The 19,796-nt window shown below is 72.0% G+C and carries 18 protein-coding genes and 1 tRNA gene; 11 read left to right on the forward strand and 8 right to left on the reverse strand.

Going from position 1 to position 19,796, the window contains the following annotated elements; genetic code table 11:
- Positions 1-6 precede the first annotated feature (6 nt).
- Together H5V45_RS18265 and H5V45_RS18270 are read left to right on the forward strand one after the other, a co-directional pair.
- A complete protein-coding gene (locus H5V45_RS18265) occupies positions 7-960 on the forward strand; it encodes an electron transfer flavoprotein subunit alpha/FixB family protein (RefSeq protein ID WP_185254247.1) in 954 nt (317 codons plus the stop codon).
- A gap of 126 nt (positions 961-1,086) precedes the next feature.
- Entirely contained in the window at positions 1,087-2,094 is a 1,008-nt protein-coding gene (locus tag H5V45_RS18270; RefSeq protein WP_185254248.1) for a hypothetical protein, read from the forward strand.
- Positions 2,095-2,103: 9 nt separating this feature from the next.
- On the opposite strand, the gene H5V45_RS22755 is transcribed toward H5V45_RS18270, so the two are convergent.
- A complete protein-coding gene (locus tag H5V45_RS22755; protein WP_185254249.1) occupies positions 2,104-3,588 on the reverse strand; it encodes a lysyl oxidase family protein in 1,485 nt (494 codons plus the stop codon).
- 140 nt (positions 3,589-3,728) lie between these two features.
- Here H5V45_RS22755 and H5V45_RS18280 point away from each other — a divergent pair, with 140 nt between their 5' ends.
- From H5V45_RS18280 to H5V45_RS18310, 7 genes are all read left to right on the forward strand, one after another.
- Positions 3,729-4,982 carry a glutamate-5-semialdehyde dehydrogenase gene (locus H5V45_RS18280; protein WP_185254250.1) on the forward strand — a complete coding sequence of 418 codons (1,254 nt, stop codon included), beginning with the start codon at positions 3,729-3,731 and terminating at the stop codon, positions 4,980-4,982.
- Positions 4,983-5,144: 162 nt separating this feature from the next.
- Positions 5,145-5,288 carry a hypothetical protein gene (locus H5V45_RS18285; protein WP_185254251.1) on the forward strand — a complete coding sequence of 48 codons (144 nt, stop codon included), beginning with the start codon at positions 5,145-5,147 and terminating at the stop codon, positions 5,286-5,288.
- A 32-nt stretch (positions 5,289-5,320) separates the two neighbouring features.
- The gene (gene nadD, locus H5V45_RS18290; RefSeq protein WP_343061618.1) at positions 5,321-5,932 is read left to right on the forward strand and encodes a nicotinate-nucleotide adenylyltransferase; all 612 of its coding nucleotides are present in this window, start codon (positions 5,321-5,323) and stop codon (positions 5,930-5,932) included.
- Positions 5,929-6,306 (forward strand): ribosome silencing factor, encoded by a 378-nt coding sequence (gene rsfS, locus H5V45_RS18295; RefSeq protein ID WP_185254253.1) that lies wholly within the window; start codon positions 5,929-5,931, stop codon positions 6,304-6,306. The genes nadD and rsfS overlap by 4 nt, the downstream gene beginning before the upstream one ends.
- Positions 6,296-6,913 (forward strand): histidine phosphatase family protein, encoded by a 618-nt coding sequence (locus H5V45_RS18300; protein WP_185254254.1) that lies wholly within the window; start codon positions 6,296-6,298, stop codon positions 6,911-6,913. The genes rsfS and H5V45_RS18300 overlap by 11 nt, the downstream gene beginning before the upstream one ends.
- An 82-nt stretch (positions 6,914-6,995) precedes the next feature.
- Positions 6,996-7,068, forward strand: a tRNA-Ala gene (locus H5V45_RS18305).
- A 169-nt stretch (positions 7,069-7,237) separates the two neighbouring features.
- Positions 7,238-7,519, forward strand: coding sequence for a hypothetical protein (locus H5V45_RS18310; protein WP_185254255.1), 282 nt, complete (start codon positions 7,238-7,240; stop codon positions 7,517-7,519).
- 157 nt (positions 7,520-7,676) lie between these two features.
- Here H5V45_RS18310 and H5V45_RS18315 read toward each other — a convergent pair whose 3' ends face one another.
- Positions 7,677-8,933 (reverse strand): DUF222 domain-containing protein, encoded by a 1,257-nt coding sequence (locus H5V45_RS18315; RefSeq protein ID WP_185254256.1) that lies wholly within the window; start codon positions 8,931-8,933, stop codon positions 7,677-7,679.
- A gap of 384 nt (positions 8,934-9,317) precedes the next feature.
- Entirely contained in the window at positions 9,318-9,908 is a 591-nt protein-coding gene (locus tag H5V45_RS18320; RefSeq protein WP_185254257.1) for a dienelactone hydrolase family protein, read from the reverse strand.
- A gap of 94 nt (positions 9,909-10,002) precedes the next feature.
- On the opposite strand from H5V45_RS18320, the gene H5V45_RS18325 reads away from it, so the two are divergent.
- The gene (locus H5V45_RS18325; RefSeq protein WP_185254258.1) at positions 10,003-10,638 is read left to right on the forward strand and encodes a winged helix-turn-helix domain-containing protein; all 636 of its coding nucleotides are present in this window, start codon (positions 10,003-10,005) and stop codon (positions 10,636-10,638) included.
- Here the strand turns inward: H5V45_RS18325 and H5V45_RS18330 are convergent.
- The 5 genes from H5V45_RS18330 to H5V45_RS18350 form a co-directional block, all read right to left on the reverse strand.
- Positions 10,635-12,035, reverse strand: a complete 1,401-nt coding sequence (locus H5V45_RS18330; RefSeq protein WP_185254259.1) for an ATP-binding protein — start codon at positions 12,033-12,035, stop codon at positions 10,635-10,637. The two genes, H5V45_RS18325 and H5V45_RS18330, sit on opposite strands and share 4 nt — an antisense overlap.
- Positions 12,036-12,038: 3 nt before the next feature.
- Positions 12,039-12,590 (reverse strand): heme NO-binding domain-containing protein, encoded by a 552-nt coding sequence (locus H5V45_RS18335; RefSeq protein ID WP_185254260.1) that lies wholly within the window; start codon positions 12,588-12,590, stop codon positions 12,039-12,041.
- Positions 12,591-12,669: 79 nt separating this feature from the next.
- The gene (locus H5V45_RS18340) at positions 12,670-14,157 is read right to left on the reverse strand and encodes a flavin-containing monooxygenase (RefSeq protein WP_185254261.1); all 1,488 of its coding nucleotides are present in this window, start codon (positions 14,155-14,157) and stop codon (positions 12,670-12,672) included.
- Between the two features lie 44 nt (positions 14,158-14,201).
- A complete protein-coding gene (locus tag H5V45_RS18345) occupies positions 14,202-16,241 on the reverse strand; it encodes a PhoX family protein (RefSeq protein ID WP_343061620.1) in 2,040 nt (679 codons plus the stop codon).
- A gap of 122 nt (positions 16,242-16,363) precedes the next feature.
- Positions 16,364-17,125: an SDR family NAD(P)-dependent oxidoreductase gene (locus H5V45_RS18350; RefSeq protein ID WP_185254262.1), complete on the reverse strand. Its 762-nt coding sequence runs from the start codon at positions 17,123-17,125 to the stop codon at positions 16,364-16,366.
- Between the two features lie 182 nt (positions 17,126-17,307).
- Between H5V45_RS18350 and leuS the strand changes: the two genes are divergently transcribed.
- Positions 17,308-19,791: a leucine--tRNA ligase gene (leuS, locus tag H5V45_RS18355; protein WP_185254263.1), complete on the forward strand. Its 2,484-nt coding sequence runs from the start codon at positions 17,308-17,310 to the stop codon at positions 19,789-19,791.
- Positions 19,792-19,796: the final 5 nt, after the last annotated feature.

A 19,796-nucleotide genomic window follows, 5' to 3' on the forward strand; every position in this document is an offset into this window, starting at 1 on the left:
GCTGACATGTCCGAAGTTCTCGTCCTCATCGACCACGTCGACGGCGCCGTCCGCAAGCCGACGTACGAGCTCCTCACCATCGCCAAGCGTCTCGGCGAGCCGTCCGCGGTCTTCATCGGCCCGGCCGACAAGGCCGCCGAGGCCACCGAGTCCGTGAAGAAGTACGGCGCGGAGAAGGTCTACGTCGTCGACGATACGGAGATCAAGGGCTACCTCGTGGCCCCCAAGGCCGAGGCGCTCCAGCAGCTCGTGGAGAAGACCTCGCCGGCCGCCGTGCTGATCACCTCGTCCTACGAGGGCAAGGAGATCGCCGGTCGCCTCGCGATCAAGATCGACTCCGGCCTGATCACCGACGCCGTCGACGTGCAGGAGGGTCCGGTGACCACGCAGAGCGTGTTCGCGGGCAACTACACGGTCACCGCGAAGGTCACCAAGGGCACGCCGATCATCACGGTCAAGCCGAACGCCGCGACCCCGGAGGCCGCCGACGGCGCCGCCGCCGTCGAGGAGTTCGCGGTGACCATCTCCGACGCCGCCAAGACCGCCCAGATCGTGGCCTCGCAGCCGCGCAAGGCGACCGGTCGCCCCGAGCTCACCGAGGCCGCCATCGTGGTCTCCGGTGGTCGTGGCACCGGCGGCAACTTCGAGCCCATCGAGGGTCTTGCGGACGCGCTCGGCGCGGCCGTGGGTGCCTCGCGCGCCGCCGTCGACTCGGGCTGGATGCCGCACAGCTTCCAGGTCGGCCAGACCGGCAAGACGGTCTCGCCGCAGCTCTACGTCGCCAACGGCATCTCCGGTGCGATCCAGCACCGCGCCGGCATGCAGACCTCGAAGACCATCGTGGCCGTCAACAAGGACGACGAGGCCCCGATCTTCGAGCTGGTCGACTTCGGCGTCGTGGGGGACCTGCACACGGTCCTGCCCGCGGCCACCGAGAAGATCACCGCGCACAAGGGCTGACCCGCCCCACGACGTACGAACGAAGGAGGATCTCCGGCACCAGGTGCCGGAGATCCTCCTTCGTCGTTCTCCACAGGTCCGGTCGCCGCGGGTGCGGACCGGCGCCGGGCGGGGCACCGTCCCGTCATGGACGACCTGCAGATCGCCGACCTGCTCCAACAACAGCACCGGATCGTCTCGCGGCGGCAGGTGCTGGCCGCCGGGGGCACCGACGTGGACATCGAGCGGCTCCTGCGCCGGCACGCGTGCGCGCCGGTACACGCAGGGGTGTACGCCGCGCACACCGGCCCGCTCGACGCCTTCGCCCGGTCGTGGGCCGCGGTGCTCCGCTGCTGGCCGGCCGCCCTGGCCGGCCCGTCCGCGCTGGCGGTGCACGGGATGCGCACGCCGGGAGCGGGGGACGGGCGCGTCGAGGTGGCGGTCGCCCAGTCCCGCCACCTGGCACCGCCCCCGGGCGTGCGGGTGACCCGGGTGGGTCGTTTCGACGAGGTGGCCCAGCTGCACCTGACGCCGCCCCGGGTGCGGATCGAGCACGCCGTCCTGGCCGTCGCCTCGCGGGCCGCCACCGAGGACGCGACGGTCGCGGTCGTGGCGGACGCGTGCCAGACCCGGCGTACGACGGCCGAGCGGCTGCGCCTGGAGCTGGCCCGATCACCCCGGCTCTCGCGTCGGCGACTGCTCGGCGAGGTGCTGGAGGACGCGGCCGCGGGCGCCTGGTCGGCACTCGAGCGGCGCTACCTCGTGGAGGTGGAGCGCGCACACGGGCTGCCGACCGCGGAGCGCCAGCGGGTGGTGCGACCGGGGCGGACCGTGGCGCACCGCGACGTGGACTACCTCGGCCTGCGCACCGTCGTGGAGCTCGACGGGCGGCTGGGCCACGAGTGGGCCCGTGACCGCTGGCGCGACCTCGACCGGGACATCGCCTCCGCCGCGGCCGGCGACCTCACCCTGCGGGTCGGCTGGCGCCAGGTCCTCGACCCGTGCCGGCTGGCCGCCGCGGTGGGGACGGTCCTGCGGGCCCGCGGCTGGCCGGAGGCACCCGTCCCGTGCGGACCGCGGCGCGGGCTGACGGACGAAGGAGGATCCCCGGCACCAGGTGCCGGAGATCCTCCTTCGTCGCGTGGCGGGTCGTGACCGGTCGCGTCACTTGCCGTCGTACACGGGCTCCTCGATCACGCCGACCTGGGGCACGCGGACGGTCCGGGCGCCGGGCTTGCCGCCGAGGATCACCTTGCGGAGCGACACGTTGTTGGCCGTGGAGCCCTCGACGAGGCGGTTCTCGGGGTTGGCGATGACCGCGATGTAGTACTTCCCGTTGGGGAGGCCGTCGAGGTTGAAGGACTGGCCGGCGCGGAACTGGCCGTAGGTGTCACCCCACCCGGAGGCGAGCACCTCGCGGATCGAGAGCGAGCCGTAGTCGCCGCACGAGGTCGACAGGTCGGTGTTCTCGGGGTTCCAGTTGGCGTTCGGGACGGTCTGGTCGACCGCGTCGGTGTTGGCCAGGCAGAACGCCTCCTTCTTGGAGCGCACCGCCTCGGTCTTGTCGGCGCGCAGCAGCGAGTAGCGGGCGAAGTCCTCGAAGTGCCAGTGCTGGTGCGTGGTCCGGGCGTCCCAGTGCATGTGCCCGACCTGCTGGTAGCCGGTCTGGTTGCCGTCGCCGTCGAAGAAGTACTGGTAGGCGTCCATCTCGTCCTCGTCCTCGCGGCGGAAGCCGTCGACGACCAGGGGGCTGTCGCCGCCGTTCCACACGGTCGCCGAGAACTGCAGGAAGCGGCCGCTGTTCGAGACCTGGATGCCCCAGGCCGGCAGCGAGCGCAGGTCGGGGACGGGGCTGCCCGGGGCGCGGTGCCCGCCGCTGGCCGACGTGGGCTCGTGCGCGGCCGGACGGGCCACGGACGAGGCGTGGCCGGTCGGGCGGTAGTCACTCTCGCCGCCCTCCTTCTTGACGACCAGGCGGAACTTCCGGGTCGCGTCGGACGGCGCCAGCCCGAAGGTCCGGGCGTAGGCCTTCGTGATCGTCGCGGTGACGGCGTACCGCCCCGGCGCGAGGTGCAGCGGCCGGTCCACGGAGACGAGCGGCGCGGCCCAGCCCTCCTCGACGCCCTGGACGGAGCCGAGGGTGTACGGGTTGTAGTAGCAGCTGCGGGGGTACGCCGAGGTCGCCGGCGCGTCCGGTCGGACCCGCTCGGACCACGTGTTCAGGCAGGCGGTCCGCCTCGAGGTGCGGACCTGGTCGCTGCCGACCTTGCGCATCTCGACCTTGAGGAACTTCGCCATCCCGCTGAAGTCCTTCATCACCCCTGCCGGCAGCGCGACGTCGCCCCCGGCCGAGCGCCAGACGGTCTGGATCGGCTGGTCGTACGACGGTCGCGTGGACCACAGCTCGAAGGGCGCGCCCTGCGCGATCACGCGCAGGCCGAGGTCGGACCAGACCTCGCCGCCGTAGGAGTAGGTGACGACCTTCTGGGGGGCCCACAGCACCAGCGGCGACGCCGGGTCGGGGGCGGCCTGCGCGCCGGAGGAGGCGGAGGCGGAGCCCAGCGGGAGAGCCAGGGCGGGCAGCGCGAGCGCGAGCGCTGCGGTCACACCGGCGAGGCGGCCGGCGCGGCGGAACGGGTGACGGGGCACGTGACGTCCTTCGGTGACGAGCGGTGGTGGGTGAGCTTCTGTGAGCGTAGGACGCGGCGAGCCCGGGTTTGGTTGCTTCCCGGGAAGACACGGATCGGTCACGGTCCGCGGCGCCGGTGACGCCTCGTTAGGCTCGGCCCATGAGCACCGAGCGAGACGTCCTGGACGCCGCCGCCCGCGCCCGCGAGGCGAGCCACGGCCTGGCCCTGGCGACCCGCGCCCGGAAGGACCGGGCGCTGCTGGCGATGGCCGACGGCCTGGTCGCCGCGCACGACGACCTGCTCGCCGCGAACGCCGAGGACGTGGCGCGCGCCGAGGCGGGCGGTACGCCGCCCAACATCGTCGACCGCCTGCGGCTGACCGCCGAGCGGCTGGCCGGGATGGCGCAGGGCCTGCGCGACGTCGCCGCCCTGCCCGACCCGGTGGGCGAGGTGGTCCGCGGGAGCACCCTGGCCAACGGGCTCGAGCTGCGGCAGGTCCGGGTGCCGTTCGGCGTCGTGGGGATGATCTACGAGGCCCGGCCGAACGTCACCGCGGACGCCGCCGGGATCTGCCTGAAGTCCGGCAACGCGGTGCTGCTGCGGGGCAGCTCGAGCGCCCGGTCGAGCAACGCGGCGATCGTCGGCGTGCTGCGGGAGGCGGCGGTGTCCGCCGGGCTCGAGGCCGACGTCGTCCAGCTGGTGCCCGGCGACTCCCACGACAGCGTCAAGGCGCTGATGCGGGCCCGCGGGCTCGTCGACGTGCTGATCCCGCGCGGGGGAGCGGGGCTGATCCGCTCCGTCGTCGAGGAGTCGACGGTGCCCGTGATCGAGACCGGGGTCGGCAACTGCCACGTCTACGTCGACCGCGCCGCCGACCTCGACAAGGCGCTCGCGATCGTGCTGAACGCCAAGACCCACCGCACCTCGGTCTGCAACGCCGCCGAGTCGCTGCTCGTGCACGCCGACGTCGCGGACGCCTTCCTCCCGCGCGTCGTGACGGCGCTCCAGGACGCGGGCGTGACCATCCACGGCGACACCGCGTTCACGGCGTACGACGGGGTGGAGGCGGCGAGCGAGGAGGACTACGCCACGGAGTACCTCTCCCTCGACATCTCGGCCGCCGTCGTCCCCGACCTCGACGGCGCGATCCGCCACATCCGCCGCTACTCCAGCCAGCACAGCGACGCGATCGTGACCGAGGACCAGTCGGCCGCGCGCCACTTCACCGCCGCCGTCGACTCGGCCGCCGTGCTCGTCAACGCCTCCACCCGCTTCACCGACGGGGGAGAGTTCGGCTTCGGTGCCGAGATCGGGATCAGCACCCAGAAGCTGCACGCGCGCGGCCCGATGGGGCTGCCCGAGATGACCTCGACGAAGTACGTCGTCACCGGCGACGGCCACGTCCGCCCCTGACGCGCTCGTTGGTCGAGCAGCGAGCGGCGGCCGGATCGCTCGATGGTCGAGTAGCGAGCGCAGAGCCGATCGGTCGTTGGTCGAGGAGCGAGCGCAGAGCCGATCGGTCGTTGGTCGAGTAGCGAGCGCAGCGAGCGTATCGAGACCCGGTAGGCTGTCCCCATGCTGAGCGCCTTCGCCCTCCACGTCCAGGAGATCAACGAGAACGTGCCGAACCACTGGCTCGTCGGGGGCATCGCCCTGGGGATCCTGCTGGCGATGGTCTTCGCCCTCCTGATGTTCGGTGCGGGACGAGAGCACAGCTGAGCACCGCACCGGACCACCAGGTCCAGCCGGCCGTGTCCGGGTCCCGACGCGTCGGGGTCATGGGCGGCACGTTCGACCCCATCCACCACGGCCACCTCGTGGCGGCGTCCGAGGTCCAGGCCTGGTTCGACCTCGACGAGGTCGTCTTCGTCCCGACCGGCGACCCGTGGCAGAAGTCCGACCGGCCGGTCTCGCCGGCCGAGGACCGCTACCTCATGACGGTCATCGCGACCGCCGCCAACCCCCGCTTCAACGTGTCCCGCGTCGACATCGACCGCCGGGGCCCGACGTACACCATCGACACGCTGCGCGACCTCCGCGCGGCGATGCCGGACGCGGAGCTCTACTTCATCACCGGTGCGGACGCGCTGGCCGAGATCTTCACCTGGCGCGACGCCGACGAGCTCTTCGAGCTGGCCCGCTTCGTCGGGTGCACGCGCCCGGGCTACACGATGGACGCCGCCACGCTCGGCTCGATCCCGTCCGACCGCGTGACCATGGTCGAGATCCCGGCCCTGGCCATCTCCTCCACCGACTGCCGCGCGCGCAAGCAGCGCGGCGAGCCGGTCTGGTACCTCGTGCCGGACGGTGTCGTCCAGTACCTCGCCAAGCACGACCTCTACCCCAGCAAGGACCAGCAGTGACTGCCACCGACCATGCCCTCGAGCTCGTCGTCGCCGCCGCGCGTGCGGCCAGCGACAAGCTCGCCACCAACATCATCGCCTTCGACGTGAGCGAGCAGCTCGCGATCACCGACGCCTTCGTGCTCGCCTCGGCCTCCAACGACCGCCAGGTGAAGTCGATCGTCGACGAGGTCGAGGACAAGCTGCGCGAGATCGGCGCCAAGCCGATCCGGCGCGAGGGCGAGCGCGACGGACGCTGGGTGCTCATCGACTACGGCGAGATCGTCGTGCACGTCCAGCACGAGGAGGAGCGCCAGTTCTACGCCCTCGAGCGGCTCTGGCGCGACTGCCCGTCGATCAAGCTGCCCGCCGACGTCGTCTCGCATGAGCGCTGAGCGCCGCCTGGTCCTGCTCCGCCACGGCCGCACCGCCTGGAACCACGCCCTGCGCATCCAGGGCCAGGCCGACGCGGAGCTGGACGACACCGGTCAAGCGGAGGCCGCGGCGACCGCCCCGGTGATCGCCGCGCTGCGCCCGTCGGTGCTCTGGTCGTCCGACCTCGCCCGGACGCGCCAGACGGCGGCGTACGTCGCCAAGGAGACCGGCCTCGAGCCGACGTACGACGCCCGCCTGCGCGAGTTCGCGCTGGGGGAGCGGGAGGGCCTCACGCACCCGGAGTACGCCGAGCTCGCCCCCGACGAGTTCGCCCTGTTCCGCCGCGGTGACTTCGACGCCGTGCTCGGCGGCGAGCGCACCTCCGCCGTCCGCGAGCGGATGGTCGCCGTGGCCCACGACCTGCTCGACACCCTCGCCCCGGGCGAGCTCGCCGTGGCGGTCTCGCACGGTGCCGCGATCCGGGTCGCGGTCGCCGGGCTCCTCGGCTGGCCCGACGACGCCCTGCACTCGCTGCACGGCCTGGCCAACTGCGGCTGGGTCGAGCTCGGCCTCCGCGAGGGGGACCGGCTCCGGCTGACGGCGTACAACCGGGTCGTGGGGGTCTGAGACCACCCCCCGATTTCTCTTCGTCGGGCCGGTTGGCTAGTATTCCGCGAGTTGTCACCCCGCAGTTCTGGGGGGAAGCAATGGGGCTGTGGCGCAGCTGGTAGCGCACCTGCATGGCATGCAGGGGGTCAGGGGTTCGAGTCCCCTCAGCTCCACCGGATCATCGAAGTGCAACCCTCGACCTCGTCGGGGGTTTCCTTCATTTCGGGGCGGCGCGAGCGGCTCCGACGGCGCGATCGTCGACCCGCTCGTCCACCGCATCCGCCACGGCTGAGCGATCATGTCCTCAGCCCCGGCGCCGGGGCCAGGACGGACGGGGGACCGGTGAGACGCAAGGCAGCCTGGGCGGGGTCGACCGTGGCCCTGTGCGCCGCCACCGCGATCGCCGCCGGCTCCGTGGGGCTGGGTCTGACGGTCACCATGAATGATTCGGCCTGGGCAGTGGCGACCCTGGGGTCGATCGCCCTTGCGCTCGTCGGTGGGCTCGCCCTGACCGTCCTGCCCGCCACCCGGGCCGTCGGTGTCGGGCTGATCGTGGGTGCGGTCCTGGCCGTCGTGGTGCTGCTGACACTGGCGTTCACGGTCCTGGGACCACAGATGGAGTGACATGAACGTGCGGGCTGTCACGCGTCGTCGTCACTGTCGTCCAGCGACGCGGCTCGAGGCGTGACAAGCCGGGCGGGCGAGGGTTTATGTGCATGAGATCAAGGGTCCGGCGCGGATTCCTTGATCTGGCGCACAATCGTTGCTGGTGCGGGTCGGCCTACGTCCGCCGGGTGAAGGCGATCTTCCCACCGGGGAGCTGGGCCATCTCGAAGGTCGGGTCGTGGGCTCGGGCGTGATGTCGTGGGCAGAGCAACCGGCCGTCTTTGAGGTCGGTGTTGCCGCCGTGCGCCCAGGGGTGGTGGTGGTGGGCGTGGCACATGCTGGGTGGCCAGTCGCAGCCGTCTGCGGTGCAGCCGCCTTGCTGGATGCCGAGGGCCAGGAGCTGGGCCTTGGAGAAGTAGCGGCGGGTGCGGCCGAGGTCGAGGACCTCGGACTTCCCGCCGAGCACGGCCGGGACGATCCCGGCCTCGCAGGCGAGCCGTCGGGCCTGGCTCGCGGTGATCTTGTCGCCGGTGTCCAAGGTGGCGGCCTTCTCGGCACCAAGGAGCGTCTCGAGCGGCATCGTGATGACGACGGTGGCGTTCACGCCACCCGCGTTCGGGAGCCGGTCGGTCGGGTAGCGCTCGATGAGCTCGCAGAGCGCTGCTCCCATGCGCTCCGGGCTGGGCTTCCGCTCGATGGTGGCTCCGGCGCCGTGCACGGCGGTCTGGTGCTTGGGGGCCGCGATGCCTTGGAGGATCTTCTTCAGCATGGCGCCTTGCGCGGCGGGGATGGTGAACCTCCCGTGGCAGGCACCGTGCCCGTCGTCGCTCATCGTGAGCCGCCTCTTCTGGCGGGCCTTGCGCTCCTCCTCCTCGAGGCGGCGGCGCTCTTCTTCCTCACCGGCGGCGGGGTCGATGACGTCGAGAAGTCCGCGGCCGAGCCGTCGCAGGTCGATGGCGTCGTGGTCGGCGGCGAGGTCGACGAGGTGCTTCTCCGCCAGGACCCGGGTCTCGGCGTCGATGTCGTCGGGGAGGTCGTCGAGGGCCTGCATGATGACTTGGGCCTGCTCGGTCAACAACGCGCCGGATGACAAGGCCTGACGGACGACGTGCCAGCGGCCGAGGGCCTCGGCGAGGTGCAGCTTCGCTGCCGTGCTGCGGTGGGTCTGGATGGTCTGGGTGGCCCACCACGCCGGGGTCGAGGTCGCCCCGACGGAGGCACCCACCTCGACCGCGGAGGCATGAAGGGCGACCCTGGCTTCGAGCTCGGCGACTCTCGCCGAGAGTCGAGTCAGCTCCACCAGCGTCGCACCGGCCTCGTCCGGAGTCATCGACCAGACGGGAGCCTCAGCGACGTCGCTGAGGCGCTCGCCGACGTCGCGCACGGCACGCGAGATCGCGTGGCGGGGACCGTCGTCGGTGAACGTCTTCATGAGGAAAGTCAAGCAGGGGCCACCGACAGTCCAGGGGTCAGAATGAGCCAAAATCGACCCTCTGAGGAAAATAATCAAAGAAAGTTTCGAACGGTGACCACGGCGGGCAAGTGGCACCCACGGAGAGTTTGAAAGCGACCGCAAGGAGTAGTTGCCCCGGCACCCACGGCAACCACATATCCAACAAATCCCCTACAACGGAACTACGTCCAGGCGCGCACGGGCCGGACCACAGGCGACCCCGGGTCGCGGCAGGGTGGTTTCGAGACAGGCGCTAGCGCGCCTTCCTCAACCACCGGGAGGCACCTCAACCTTCTCAACCACCGCCGGGGTGGTTTCGAGACCGTTGCTAGCGCAACCTCCTCAACCACCGGGGGTGGAGCGTCAGGCGTCGAGCGCCGCCAGGAACGCCAGGACCCGCTCGGTGGCGAGGGTCGCCGCCTCCGGGCGGTACGACGTCAGCGAGCGGTCGGCGAAGAGGTGCTGGTCGCCGGGGTAGAGGAACAGCTCGGCGCCGTCGCCGACGACCTCGACGATCTCGCGAGCGGCGTCGACGTCGCCCTCGCCGGCGAAGATCGGGTCGGCGTCCATGCCGTGGATCTGCACGGGCACGCCGGCGGGCCAGGGGCCGAAGGCCCAGTCGCCGGTGACCGGGATGGCGCCGTCGAAGAGGATCGCGCCACGGGCGCCGGGGCGGGTCTGGGTGAGCTTCTGGGCGGGCATCACACCGAGCGAGAAGCCGGCGTACACCACCTCGGCCGGCAGAGCCTCGCCCGCGGCGACGCCGCGCGACAGGAGCTCGTCGAAGCCGACCGACTGCGCGTGCGCCATGCCCTCCTCGAGGGTCTCGAAGGTGCGGCCCTCGAAGACGTCGGGGGTGTGCACGGTGTGGCCGGCCGCCCGGAGGTCGTCGGCGAAGGCGGTGACCCCGGTGGTCAGGCCCTGCACGTGGTGGAACAGCACGATCTCGGTCATCTCAGGAGCTCCCCGTCGGTGGTGTCTGGGTGGTAGGTCGGCGACGCGGCCGTTCGCGACCACGAATGATCCGTCACTCTAGTATGATCCAACTATGTCGATCAATAGTCCGGGTGTCGCGACGGGAGCGTTCCCGGACTACGAGCTCGCGGACCGTGTCCTGCTGACCGGTCCCGCGGAGATCCGGGCGATGGCGGACCCGCTCCGCAGCACCCTGCTGGACCTGGTGCTCGAACGGGCGGCGTCGGTCACCGAGCTGGCCGCGGCCGTGCAGCGGCCCAAGAGCACCGTGGCCCACCACGTGAAGGTGCTCGTCGACGCCGGGCTGCTGCGGGTGGTGCGGACCCGCCGGGTCCGCGCGATCGACGAGCGGTTCTACGGCCGGACCGCCCGCCTCTTCCAGATCGGGGCGGTGCCGCTGGAGCAGGTCTCCCCGCCGCCGTGGAGCAACTACCTGGCCGACGCGGCGGTCGAGTCCGACACGGCGTACCGCGACGACACCCTGTGGGCCAACCACCGCCACGCGCGGATCAGTCGCGCCCAGGCGAACGCCTTCTGGCAGCGCGTCGACGAGGTGATCCAGGAGTTCTCGCAGCTGCCCCGTGAGGGGGACGTGGTCTACGGCTTCGTGGCCGGGCTCTACCCGACCGAGCACCCGTCGCTGCCGGATCCTCGGGAGTCCCAGGACCCCGAGGGCCTGCAGAACCCCGAGGACCCCCGAGACGCCTAGGAGGCCGCCGCCACCGGCAGCTCCACGGTGACGGTGGTGCCGGTGCCCCGGGCGGAGGACACCTCCAGGGTGCCGCCGTGCAGGCCGACGATCGTGTGGGCGAGGGCGAGACCGAGACCGGCGCCCTGGATCTCTGCCTGCTGCGACAGCGTCGAGCGGAAGAAGCGCTCGAAGAGCCGGTGCTGCTCCTCGACGGGGATGCCGATCCCGGTGTCGCTGACCTGCAGCCGCACCGCTGCGTGGTCGCCCTCGAGCCGGACGCGGACCCGACCGCCGTCGGGGGTGAACTTCAGGGCGTTGCCGACGAGGTGCGAGACGACCCGGTCGAGCTGCTCGCGGTCGCCGAGGACCGCCGGCAGCACGTCGGGCACCTCCACGTCCACCACGAGGTCGCCCGAGGGCGTCGCCGCCTGCATCGTCCGGACGCAGTCGACGACCACCGGGGTGAGGTCCAGGGGCGAGGTGTCCAGCCGGATGCTGGTCGCGTCGTGGGCCGAGAGCAGGAGCAGGTCCTCGACCAGGCTGCGGAGCCGTTCGGTGTTGCGGGCGATCACGCCGATCGCCCGCTCGAGGGGGCCGTCGAGCGGGCCGAGCGCGCCCTCGGCTACCAGCTCGACGTACCCGCTGATGCTCGTGAGCGGGGTGCGGAGCTCGTGCGAGACGTTGGAGACGAAGGCGTGCCGGACGAGGTCGATCTCCTGCAGGCGCTGCACCGACTCGCGCTGCTGGTCGTAGAGCTGGACCTGCACGAGGTTCGTGCCCAGGTCGGCGGCGACGCCCCGGCAGACGGTCAGCACCCGCTCGGACCAGGAGCGGGGCTGCTCCGACGCCACGACGAGCCACCCGACGTGCTGCCGCCCTGCGCGCAGCGGGACCAGGCCGAGCGCCCGCACGCCGAGCGCGCGACGGACGGCGTTCGCGTCGGCCGCGGTCAGGCGCGCGTCCGCGTCGACGTCGTCGACCTCCACCGGGAGGCCGAACCCGTCACCGTCCTCGGTGAGCAGGCCCGCCAGGGCGGCGGGCAGCGCCCCCGAGGGCGGTACGGCGGGGAGGTCGACGCCCGGTGCCTGCCAGTCACCCCGGACCGAGAGCACGCCGTCCTCGACCACCGCGACCAGGCAGCGGTCGACGGCCGTGGCCTCGCCGACCGCCCGGCTGGCGTGCCGGGCGAGGTCGGCCGGGTCGGTCTCCTGGCGCAGGGCCCGCACCAGCCGGCCGACCTGCGTGGCCCGCTCGGCCCGCTCGAGGATCTCGGCCTGGGCGGTCCGGAGCTCCTGCACGGTCGCGAAGAGCTCGGCGGTGGCGCGCTCGCCGATCGACTCCGCCTCGAGGCGGCGGACGCGTTCGCGGGCGAGCTGGCGGCGCAGCAGGGCCGCTTCGGACGGGAGGTCGCTCACGGCTCAGGCGGCGAACGAGGCGGCGAACGAGGCGTGGATGACGCAGTGGTCGGCACCGTCGTTCATGCACGACGTCTGCTCGAGGGTGGCCGTCTGCCCGTAGTGCGCGGCGGCGCCGACGATCATCCCCTCCGCGAGCGCGCACAGGCGGCGCCGCGAGCGGTAGTGGATCACGAGGCTGTCCGGTGTCTGCCCGTCGAACCAGAAGTCCGGCGGGCTGGCGTTGCGGTGCAGCTTGCGCACCTCCGGGTGGATCACGTCGTTGAGGGTCAGCAGGAAGTCGCCGGCCGAGGTGTGGGGCTCGAAGAACTGGGGGTAGCGGCGCTGCAGGCCGAGGAGCGCGGCGCTGCCCAGGTGACGGGTCAGGTCGTCGGGGGTGACGTCGAGGGCTGCCGCGCCTGCGCCGACCAGGGCGACCAGGTCGGCGTCCGGGTAGTCGCCCAGGGCGGTGTAGGCGCCCTCGAGCCCGGCCGCGTCGAGGAGGGTGTCCCAGACCGCCTCGCCGTGCTCGGCGACGACGGCGTCCTCGACGAGGTTGAAGATGATGCCCTTCATGCTGCTCCGTCCTGGATCTGCGAACGGTGACCTTAACTTTCCGGGCGGCGTCCGTCCGGTGAAATCAGATCATCGTGACTCAACCGATCTCCTCCAGCTCGTCCCAGGCGACGACGGAGGTGCGGCGCTGGTACTCCCGCACCTGGCCCGGCCAGTTCGTCGTGATCCGGGTGCCGTCGCGGTACCACGACGTGCACCCCGACCAGACGCTCGACGACAGCCGCGTCTGCATCTCGCGGTCGTAGGCATCGGCGACGTCGGGGCGTACGCCGAGGGCGCGGGCGTCACCGTCGGCGATCCGGCGCGCCACCTGCGCGACGTACGCCGACTGCGCCTCCTGCATGGCGATGATCGAGCTCCCGCCGAGGTTGGTGTTGGGGCCGTAGATGCAGAACAGGTTGGGGAAGCCCGGCACGGTGATGCCGAGGTGGGCGCGCGCGCCGTCGGACCACTCCTCGTGCAGGTCCCGCCCGCCGACGCCGGTCACGGTCATCGGCGCGAGGAACTGCGTCGCGGCGAACCCGGTGCCCCAGATGACGACGTCGACCTCGTGCAGCACGCCGTCGGCCGTGCGGACGCCGGTGGGCTCCAGCCCGGTCACCTCCTCGGTGACGACGTCGACGTGGTCGCGCGCCAGGGCGGGGTACCACGCGTTGGAGAAGAGCAGCCGCTTGCAGCCGAGCGTGTAGTCCGGCACCAGCTTCGCGCGGAGCACCGGGTCGGGCACCTGCCGGCGCAGCATCAGCCGCCACGCGTTCTCGACGGCGGCCAGCAGCGGCCGGGTGACGGGGGAGGTGCCCTCCAGCGCGGCGTTGAAGCGCTCGGTCACCCAGAAGACGGCCCGCCGCTCGGCGGCCAGCGTCGCCGGGAAGCGGCGGAACATCCGCCGGTGCCGCTCGCCGTAGGCGGCGTCGGGCTTCGGGACGACGTACGGCGCGGACCGCTGGAAGACGGTCATCGCGCCCACCCGGTCGACGATGCCGGGCACGAACTGGATGGCGCTGGCGCCGGTGCCGACGACCGCGACCCGCTTGCCCTTCAGGTCGACGTCGTGTCGCCACTGCGCGGAGTGGAACGACGGCCCGTCGAACGAGCCGGGGATGCGGGGGATCACCGGGTTGGACAGCTGGCCCACCGCAGAGACGAGCAGGTCCGCCTCGAGCTCGCCCGTGGTGGTGCGGACCCGCCAGCGGTGGCGCTGCTCGTCGTACGTCGCCGCCGTCACCGTGGTGCCGAACCGCACGAGGTCGCGCAGCCCGTGCTCGGCGGCCGTGCGGCGGATGTAGTCGAGGATGTCGGGCTGGCCGGAGTAGCGGCGCGACCAGTCCGGGTTGGTCGCCCAGGACCAGGAGTAGAGCGGCGACGGCACGTCGCACGCGGCGCCGGGGTAGGTGTTGTCACGCCAGACCCCGCCCACGTCCTCGGCCCGCTCGAGGATCGTGACGTCCGTGATCCCGACGCGCCGCAGGGCGGCGGCCGCGCCGAGACCGCCGAAGCCGGCTCCGACGACGATGACCGAGGGCGGGCCGGGACGGGAGGGCTGGGGGGACCGTGCCGCTGCATCCATGTCGCGACCCTAGGGGGCGGGGACGCAGCGGCACGGTCCGGGTCTCACGCCGTGCGCCGCACCTGCACGACGGTCGGGCGCGGGCCGGCGAAGTCGCCGGGGGCCTCCGCGCCGGGCGTCGCGAAGTCGGGGAAGTGCGACTTCTGCGCGTCCCACGTCCCGTCCTCGCCGGGGTGCTGGACCGCGACGAACACCGAGGTGTCGCGGTCGTGGACGACCGGGCCGCAGGTCTCGGCGCCGGTCGGGACGGCCAGGAACTGCCGCACCCGGCCGCGGGTGGGGCCGTCCAGGTCCACCTTGAAGAGGCCGTCGCTCTGCTTGATGCTGCTGGGCTGGCCGTCGGTGGCGATCCAGAGCTGGCCGGTGCTGTCGAAGGCCAGGTTGTCCGGGCAGGAGATGGGGGAGACCGCGCCGGTGTACCCGCCGAAGTAGGTGCCGGCGTCCTCCGGCCGGCCGCAGACGAGCAGCAGGTTCCAGTGGAAGAAGTCGTCGGTGTGGTCGCCCTTGTTCGGGAGGATCTCGACGATGTGGCCGTCCTTGTTCGCGTTGCGCGGGTTCGGCTCGGTCGTGCCTTCCTTGTCGGTCTTGCCGCGGTCGGTGTTGTTCGTGCACGCGACGTACACGCGGCCGTTGACGAGGTTGGGCTGGACGTCCTCGGGGCGGTCCATCTTCGTGGGCTGCACCGCGTCGGCCGCGAGCCGCGTGAAGACGAGCACCTCCTCGAGGCTGAAGCCGGGCACCTGCGACTGGCCGTCGCGGGTCAGCGGGAGCCAGGTGCCGGTGCCGTCGCTGACCCCGTCGCCGAGCCCGTCGCCGGTGAAGCGGGCCACCGACAGGTCACCCTCGGAGAGAAGCTTGCGGTTGTGCGCCGCGGCGGCCTTGCCCTTGCCCGGCTTGAACTTCTTGCGGGACACGAAGCGGTAGACGTAGTCGAAGCGCTCGTCGTCGCCCATGTAGGCCACGACGTGGCCGCTCGCGTCGACGATGACGTTCGCGCCCTCGTGCTTGAAGCGGCCCATCGCGGTGTGCTTGACCGGCGTCGAGCGCGGGTTCGAGGGGTCGACCTCGACGATCCACCCGAAGCGGTTCGGCTCGTTGGCGAACGCAGGCTTCGTGGCGTCCCAGCGCGCGTCGACCGAGCGCCAGTTGCGGGTGTCCTGCGCGCCGAGGCCGTACCGCTTCTCGCGCGGGTCGGTGCCGGTGGCGAGGAAGTACTGGTTGAAGTTCTCCTCGCCCGACAGGATCGTGCCCCACGGCGTCGTGCCGCCCGAGCAGTTGTTCATGGTGCCGCGCACCTTGGTGCCGTCCGGGTCCTGCGCGGTCTTCAGAAACTCCGAGCCGCGGGCCGGGCCGTCGAAGACGAAGGGCGTCTCCAGCGTGATCCGGCGGTTGAGCCGGGCGCCGGGCACGTAGCGCCACTTCCCGTTGCGCTTCTTGCGCTCGAGCTCGACGACCGAGAGGCCGTGCGCCTCCCACACCGTGCGGATCAGCTGCTCGGGGTCGGTGCCGGGCGGGAACATGATGTTCTCGTTGGTGTACTCGTGGTTGCACACGAGCAGGCCGCGGGTGCCGGCCCGGTTGGTCTCGATGATGTCGAGGTAGTCGTTGTTGTAGCCGAACTGGGCGGCCTGGGCCTCCGGCGTCTGGGCGTTCGCGTCGAACGCCGGGGCGCCCTTCAGGATCGGGTCGCCCCACCGGATGATCGGGTGCCAGTCGTAGCCGGCCGGCACGGTCATGTCGTCGACGGTCGTCGCGACGGGCTGGATCGGGGTGAACGGCAGGCGGTGCGGGCGGGCCGCGGCGTTCGCGGCACCGCGCGGGGCGCCGGACGCCTGCGCGGCGGCGGGCTGGGCGTACGCCGTGGCGGCGACCGCCCCGACGGCCAGGGCTCCGCCGGCGGCGACCACGCTGCGGCGGGTCAGGGCGCGGGTCGCCACGTCGCGGAAGTAGGCGTTGTCGGTCTCGTTGGGCACCGGCTTGAAGCACGCGTCGCCACAACGCAGGTGGCACGTCACGGGGCTGCGGCCGCCATGGGTGAGCCCGGTCATCGGCAGGGTGGTGCGGTGGTCGGGAACGACGCTCACGTGGGATCTCCTCGAGGGATCGATGGTTCGGTGGCCGCACGGTCGCAAGTGCTGCCAGCCGTGCGGGGCCCTCGAGGTGTACGTCGGGTGAAGAGCGGGCGACGTGCCGGTCAGGTGATCGGTCAGGTGATCGTCATGCCGCCGTCGACGGCGATGGTCTGGCCGGTGACGTAGCCGCCGGCGTCCGAGGCCAGGAACAGCACGGCCGCGGCCAGCTCGGCGGGGTCGCCCTTGCGGCCGACGGGGATGCGCGGCCCCTGCGACTCGAGGTAGCCCTCGGGGTACTGCTCGGTCATCTCGGAGGCGAAGAACCCGGGGGCGATCGCGTTCACGCGGATGCCCTTGCGGCCGGTCCACTGCTGGGCCAAGTCGCGGGTCAGCCCGATCAGGCCGGCCTTCGACGCGGCGTACGCCGCCTGGGGGAGGCCCGCGGTGGTGAGGCCGAGGACCGAGGAGATGTTGATGATGCTCGAGCCGGGCTGCATCACGCGGCCGCACGCCTGCGCCATCCAGTAGCAGCCGTTGAGGTTGACGTCGATGACGCTGCGGAACTGCTCCGGCGTCTCCCGGGTCGCCGGGACGGCGGTGCCGATGCCGGCGTTGTTCACCAGGACGTCGACGCGACCGAACTCCTCCATCGCCAGCGCGACGAGGTTCGTGCACGAGCCCGGGTCGGCGACGTCGGTCGCGACGGTGAGCGCGCGGCGGCCGGCGGCCTCGACCAGGGCCGCGGTCTCGGCGAGCCGGTCGACGCGGCGGGCGCCGAGCACGAGGTCGGCCCCCGCCTCGGCGAGGCCCTGGGCGAAGGCGACCCCGAGGCCGCTGGAGGCACCGGTGACGACGGCGACGCGGCCGTCGAGGCGGAACATGTCGGGAACGGTCATGGGCGCACTGTAGCCACGCGACGTCCGGCGACGGGGTTCGCTAGGATGGGGCACATGCGCAGGAACCTGCTTCTTACCTAGCCGCGTCGGTACGCACACCCGGCGCGGCTGCCCCTCGTCCCGAGGGGTTTTTTTGTGCCCCCAGGTCGAGCGGAGAAACCCCTACGCAGAAAGAGACGACGATGAGCCAGCAGGACACCCGGCCGGACGCCGAGACCTACGACGTGCGGGCGGTCGAGCAGAAGTGGCTGCCCGTGTGGGAGCAGCTGCAGCCCTTCCGCGCCGACGACGACAGCCCGCGCGAGAAGCGCTACGCGCTGACGATGTTCCCCTACCCGAGCGGCGACCTGCACATGGGTCACGCCGAGGTGTTCTCGCTGCACGATGTCGTCGCGCGCTACTGGTGGCAGCGCGGCTACGAGGTGCTGAACCCGATGGGCTTCGACTCCTTCGGGCTGCCCGCGGAGAACGCCGCGATCCGCAACGACGAGCACCCCGCGACCTACACGCGCGGCAACATCGCGCGCTCGATCGAGTCGTGCCGCCACCTGGCGACCTCCTTCGACTGGTCGCGCACGTTCAACACCTCCGACCCGGAGTACTACCGCTGGACGCAGTGGCTGTTCCTGAAGCTGCGCGAGCAGGGGCTGGCCTACCGCAAGAAGTCGCCGGTGAACTGGTGCCCCAACGACCAGACCGTGCTGGCCAACGAGCAGGTCGTGCAGGGCATGTGCGAGCGCTGCGGCGCCGAGGTGACCAAGCGCGACCTGACGCAGTGGTACTTCAAGATCACCGACTACGCCCAGGAGCTGCTGGACGACCTGGACGTGCTGGAGCCGACCTGGCCGGCGCGCGTCGTGACCGCCCAGCGCAACTGGATCGGCCGGTCCGAGGGCGCCCACGTGCGGTTCGTGGTGCCCGGGCGCGAGGAGCCGCTGACGGTCTACACCACGCGTCCGGACACGCTGTTCGGCGCGACGTTCATGGTCGTGGCGGCCGACGCCGCGCTGGCCGGTGACCTGGTCACCGACGAGCAGCGTCCGGCGTACGACGACTACCTGGCCGAGGTGCGCAAGGCCACCGAGATCGAGCGGCTGGCGACCGACCGCCCGAAGACCGGCGTCTTCCTGGGCGTGCACGCGGTCAACCCGGTCACCGGTGCGGAGATCCCGATCTACGCCGCCGACTACGTGCTGGCCGACTACGGCACCGGCGCGATCATGGCGGTGCCCGGCCAGGACCAGCGCGACTGGGACTTCGCGCAGGTCTTCGACCTGCCCGTCGTGCGCACCGTCGAGCCGCCGGAGGGCTGGGAGGGCGACGCCTTCACCGGCGACGGCCCGGCCGTCAACTCGGCCAACGCCGACATCTCGCTGGACGGCCTGGGCGTCGACGAGGCCCGGCGCACCACCATCGCCTGGCTGGAGCAGCAGGGCCTGGGCAAGGGCACGGTCAACTACCGGCTGCGCGACTGGCTGGTGAGCCGGCAGCGGTTCTGGGGCCCGCCCATCCCGATCGTGCACTGCGACGCGTGCGGCGAGGTCGCCGTCCCCGAGGACCAGCTGCCGGTCCGGCTGCCCGACGACCTGAAGGGCGCGGACCTGAAGCCCAAGGGCGTCTCGCCGCTGGCCGCGGCCGAGGCCTGGGTCAACGTCGACTGCCCGCAGTGCGGTGGCCCGGCGAAGCGCGACAGCGACACGATGGACACCTTCGTCGACTCGTCGTGGTACTTCCTGCGCTACTGCTCCCCGCACCTGGAGGACCGGGCCTTCGACACCGACCTGGTCGACGCGTGGGGACCCTGCGACATCTACATCGGCGGCGTCGAGCACGCCGTGCTGCACCTGCTGTACGCACGCTTCGTCACGAAGGTCCTGGCCGACCTGGACCTGGTCGGCTTCCGCGAGCCCTTCGCGGCCCAGCTGAACCAGGGCTTCGTGATCAACGAGGGCAAGAAGATGTCGAAGTCGCTGGGCAACGGCGTCAACCTGGGGGACCAGCTGCGCGAGTTCGGCGTCGACGCGATCCGGCTGACGCTGGTCTTCGCCGGCCCGCCCGAGGACGACATCGACTGGGCGGACGTGTCGCCGGGCGGCTCGCTGAAGTTCCTGCAGCGCGCGTGGCGGCTGAGCGGCGACGTGACCTCCGCGCCGGGCACCGACCCGGCGTCCGGGGACGTCGCGCTGCGGCGCGTCACCCACCGCACCGTGCACGACTGCGAGGAGCTGATCGAGGGGCACCGCTTCAACGTGGTCGTCGCCCGGACCATGGAGCTGGTCAACGCCACCCGCAAGGCCATCGACTCCGGCTGCGGGCCGGATGACCCGGCCGTGCGGGAGGCCGCCGAGACGGTCGCGATCCTGCTGTCGCTGGTGACGCCGTACGTCGCCGAGGAGATGTGGGAGCGCCTGGGCCACGAGCCCACGGTCGCCCGGGCCGGCTGGCCGGTCGTCGACCCCGCGCTGCTGGTCGAGGAGTCCGTGACCGCGGTCGTGCAGGTCCAGGGCAAGGTCCGGGCGCGCCTGGAGGTGTCGCCCGAGATCTCCGACGCGGACCTGGAGGCGATGGCGCTGGCCGACGCCGGGGTCCAGCGGGCGCTGGAGGGCAAGACGGTGCGCAAGGTCATCGTGCGGGCACCGAAGCTGGTGAACGTCGTCGCCGGGTAGCCTCC

The organism is Nocardioides luti (assembly GCF_014212315.1).
Taxonomy (GTDB): domain Bacteria; phylum Actinomycetota; class Actinomycetes; order Propionibacteriales; family Nocardioidaceae; genus Nocardioides; species Nocardioides luti.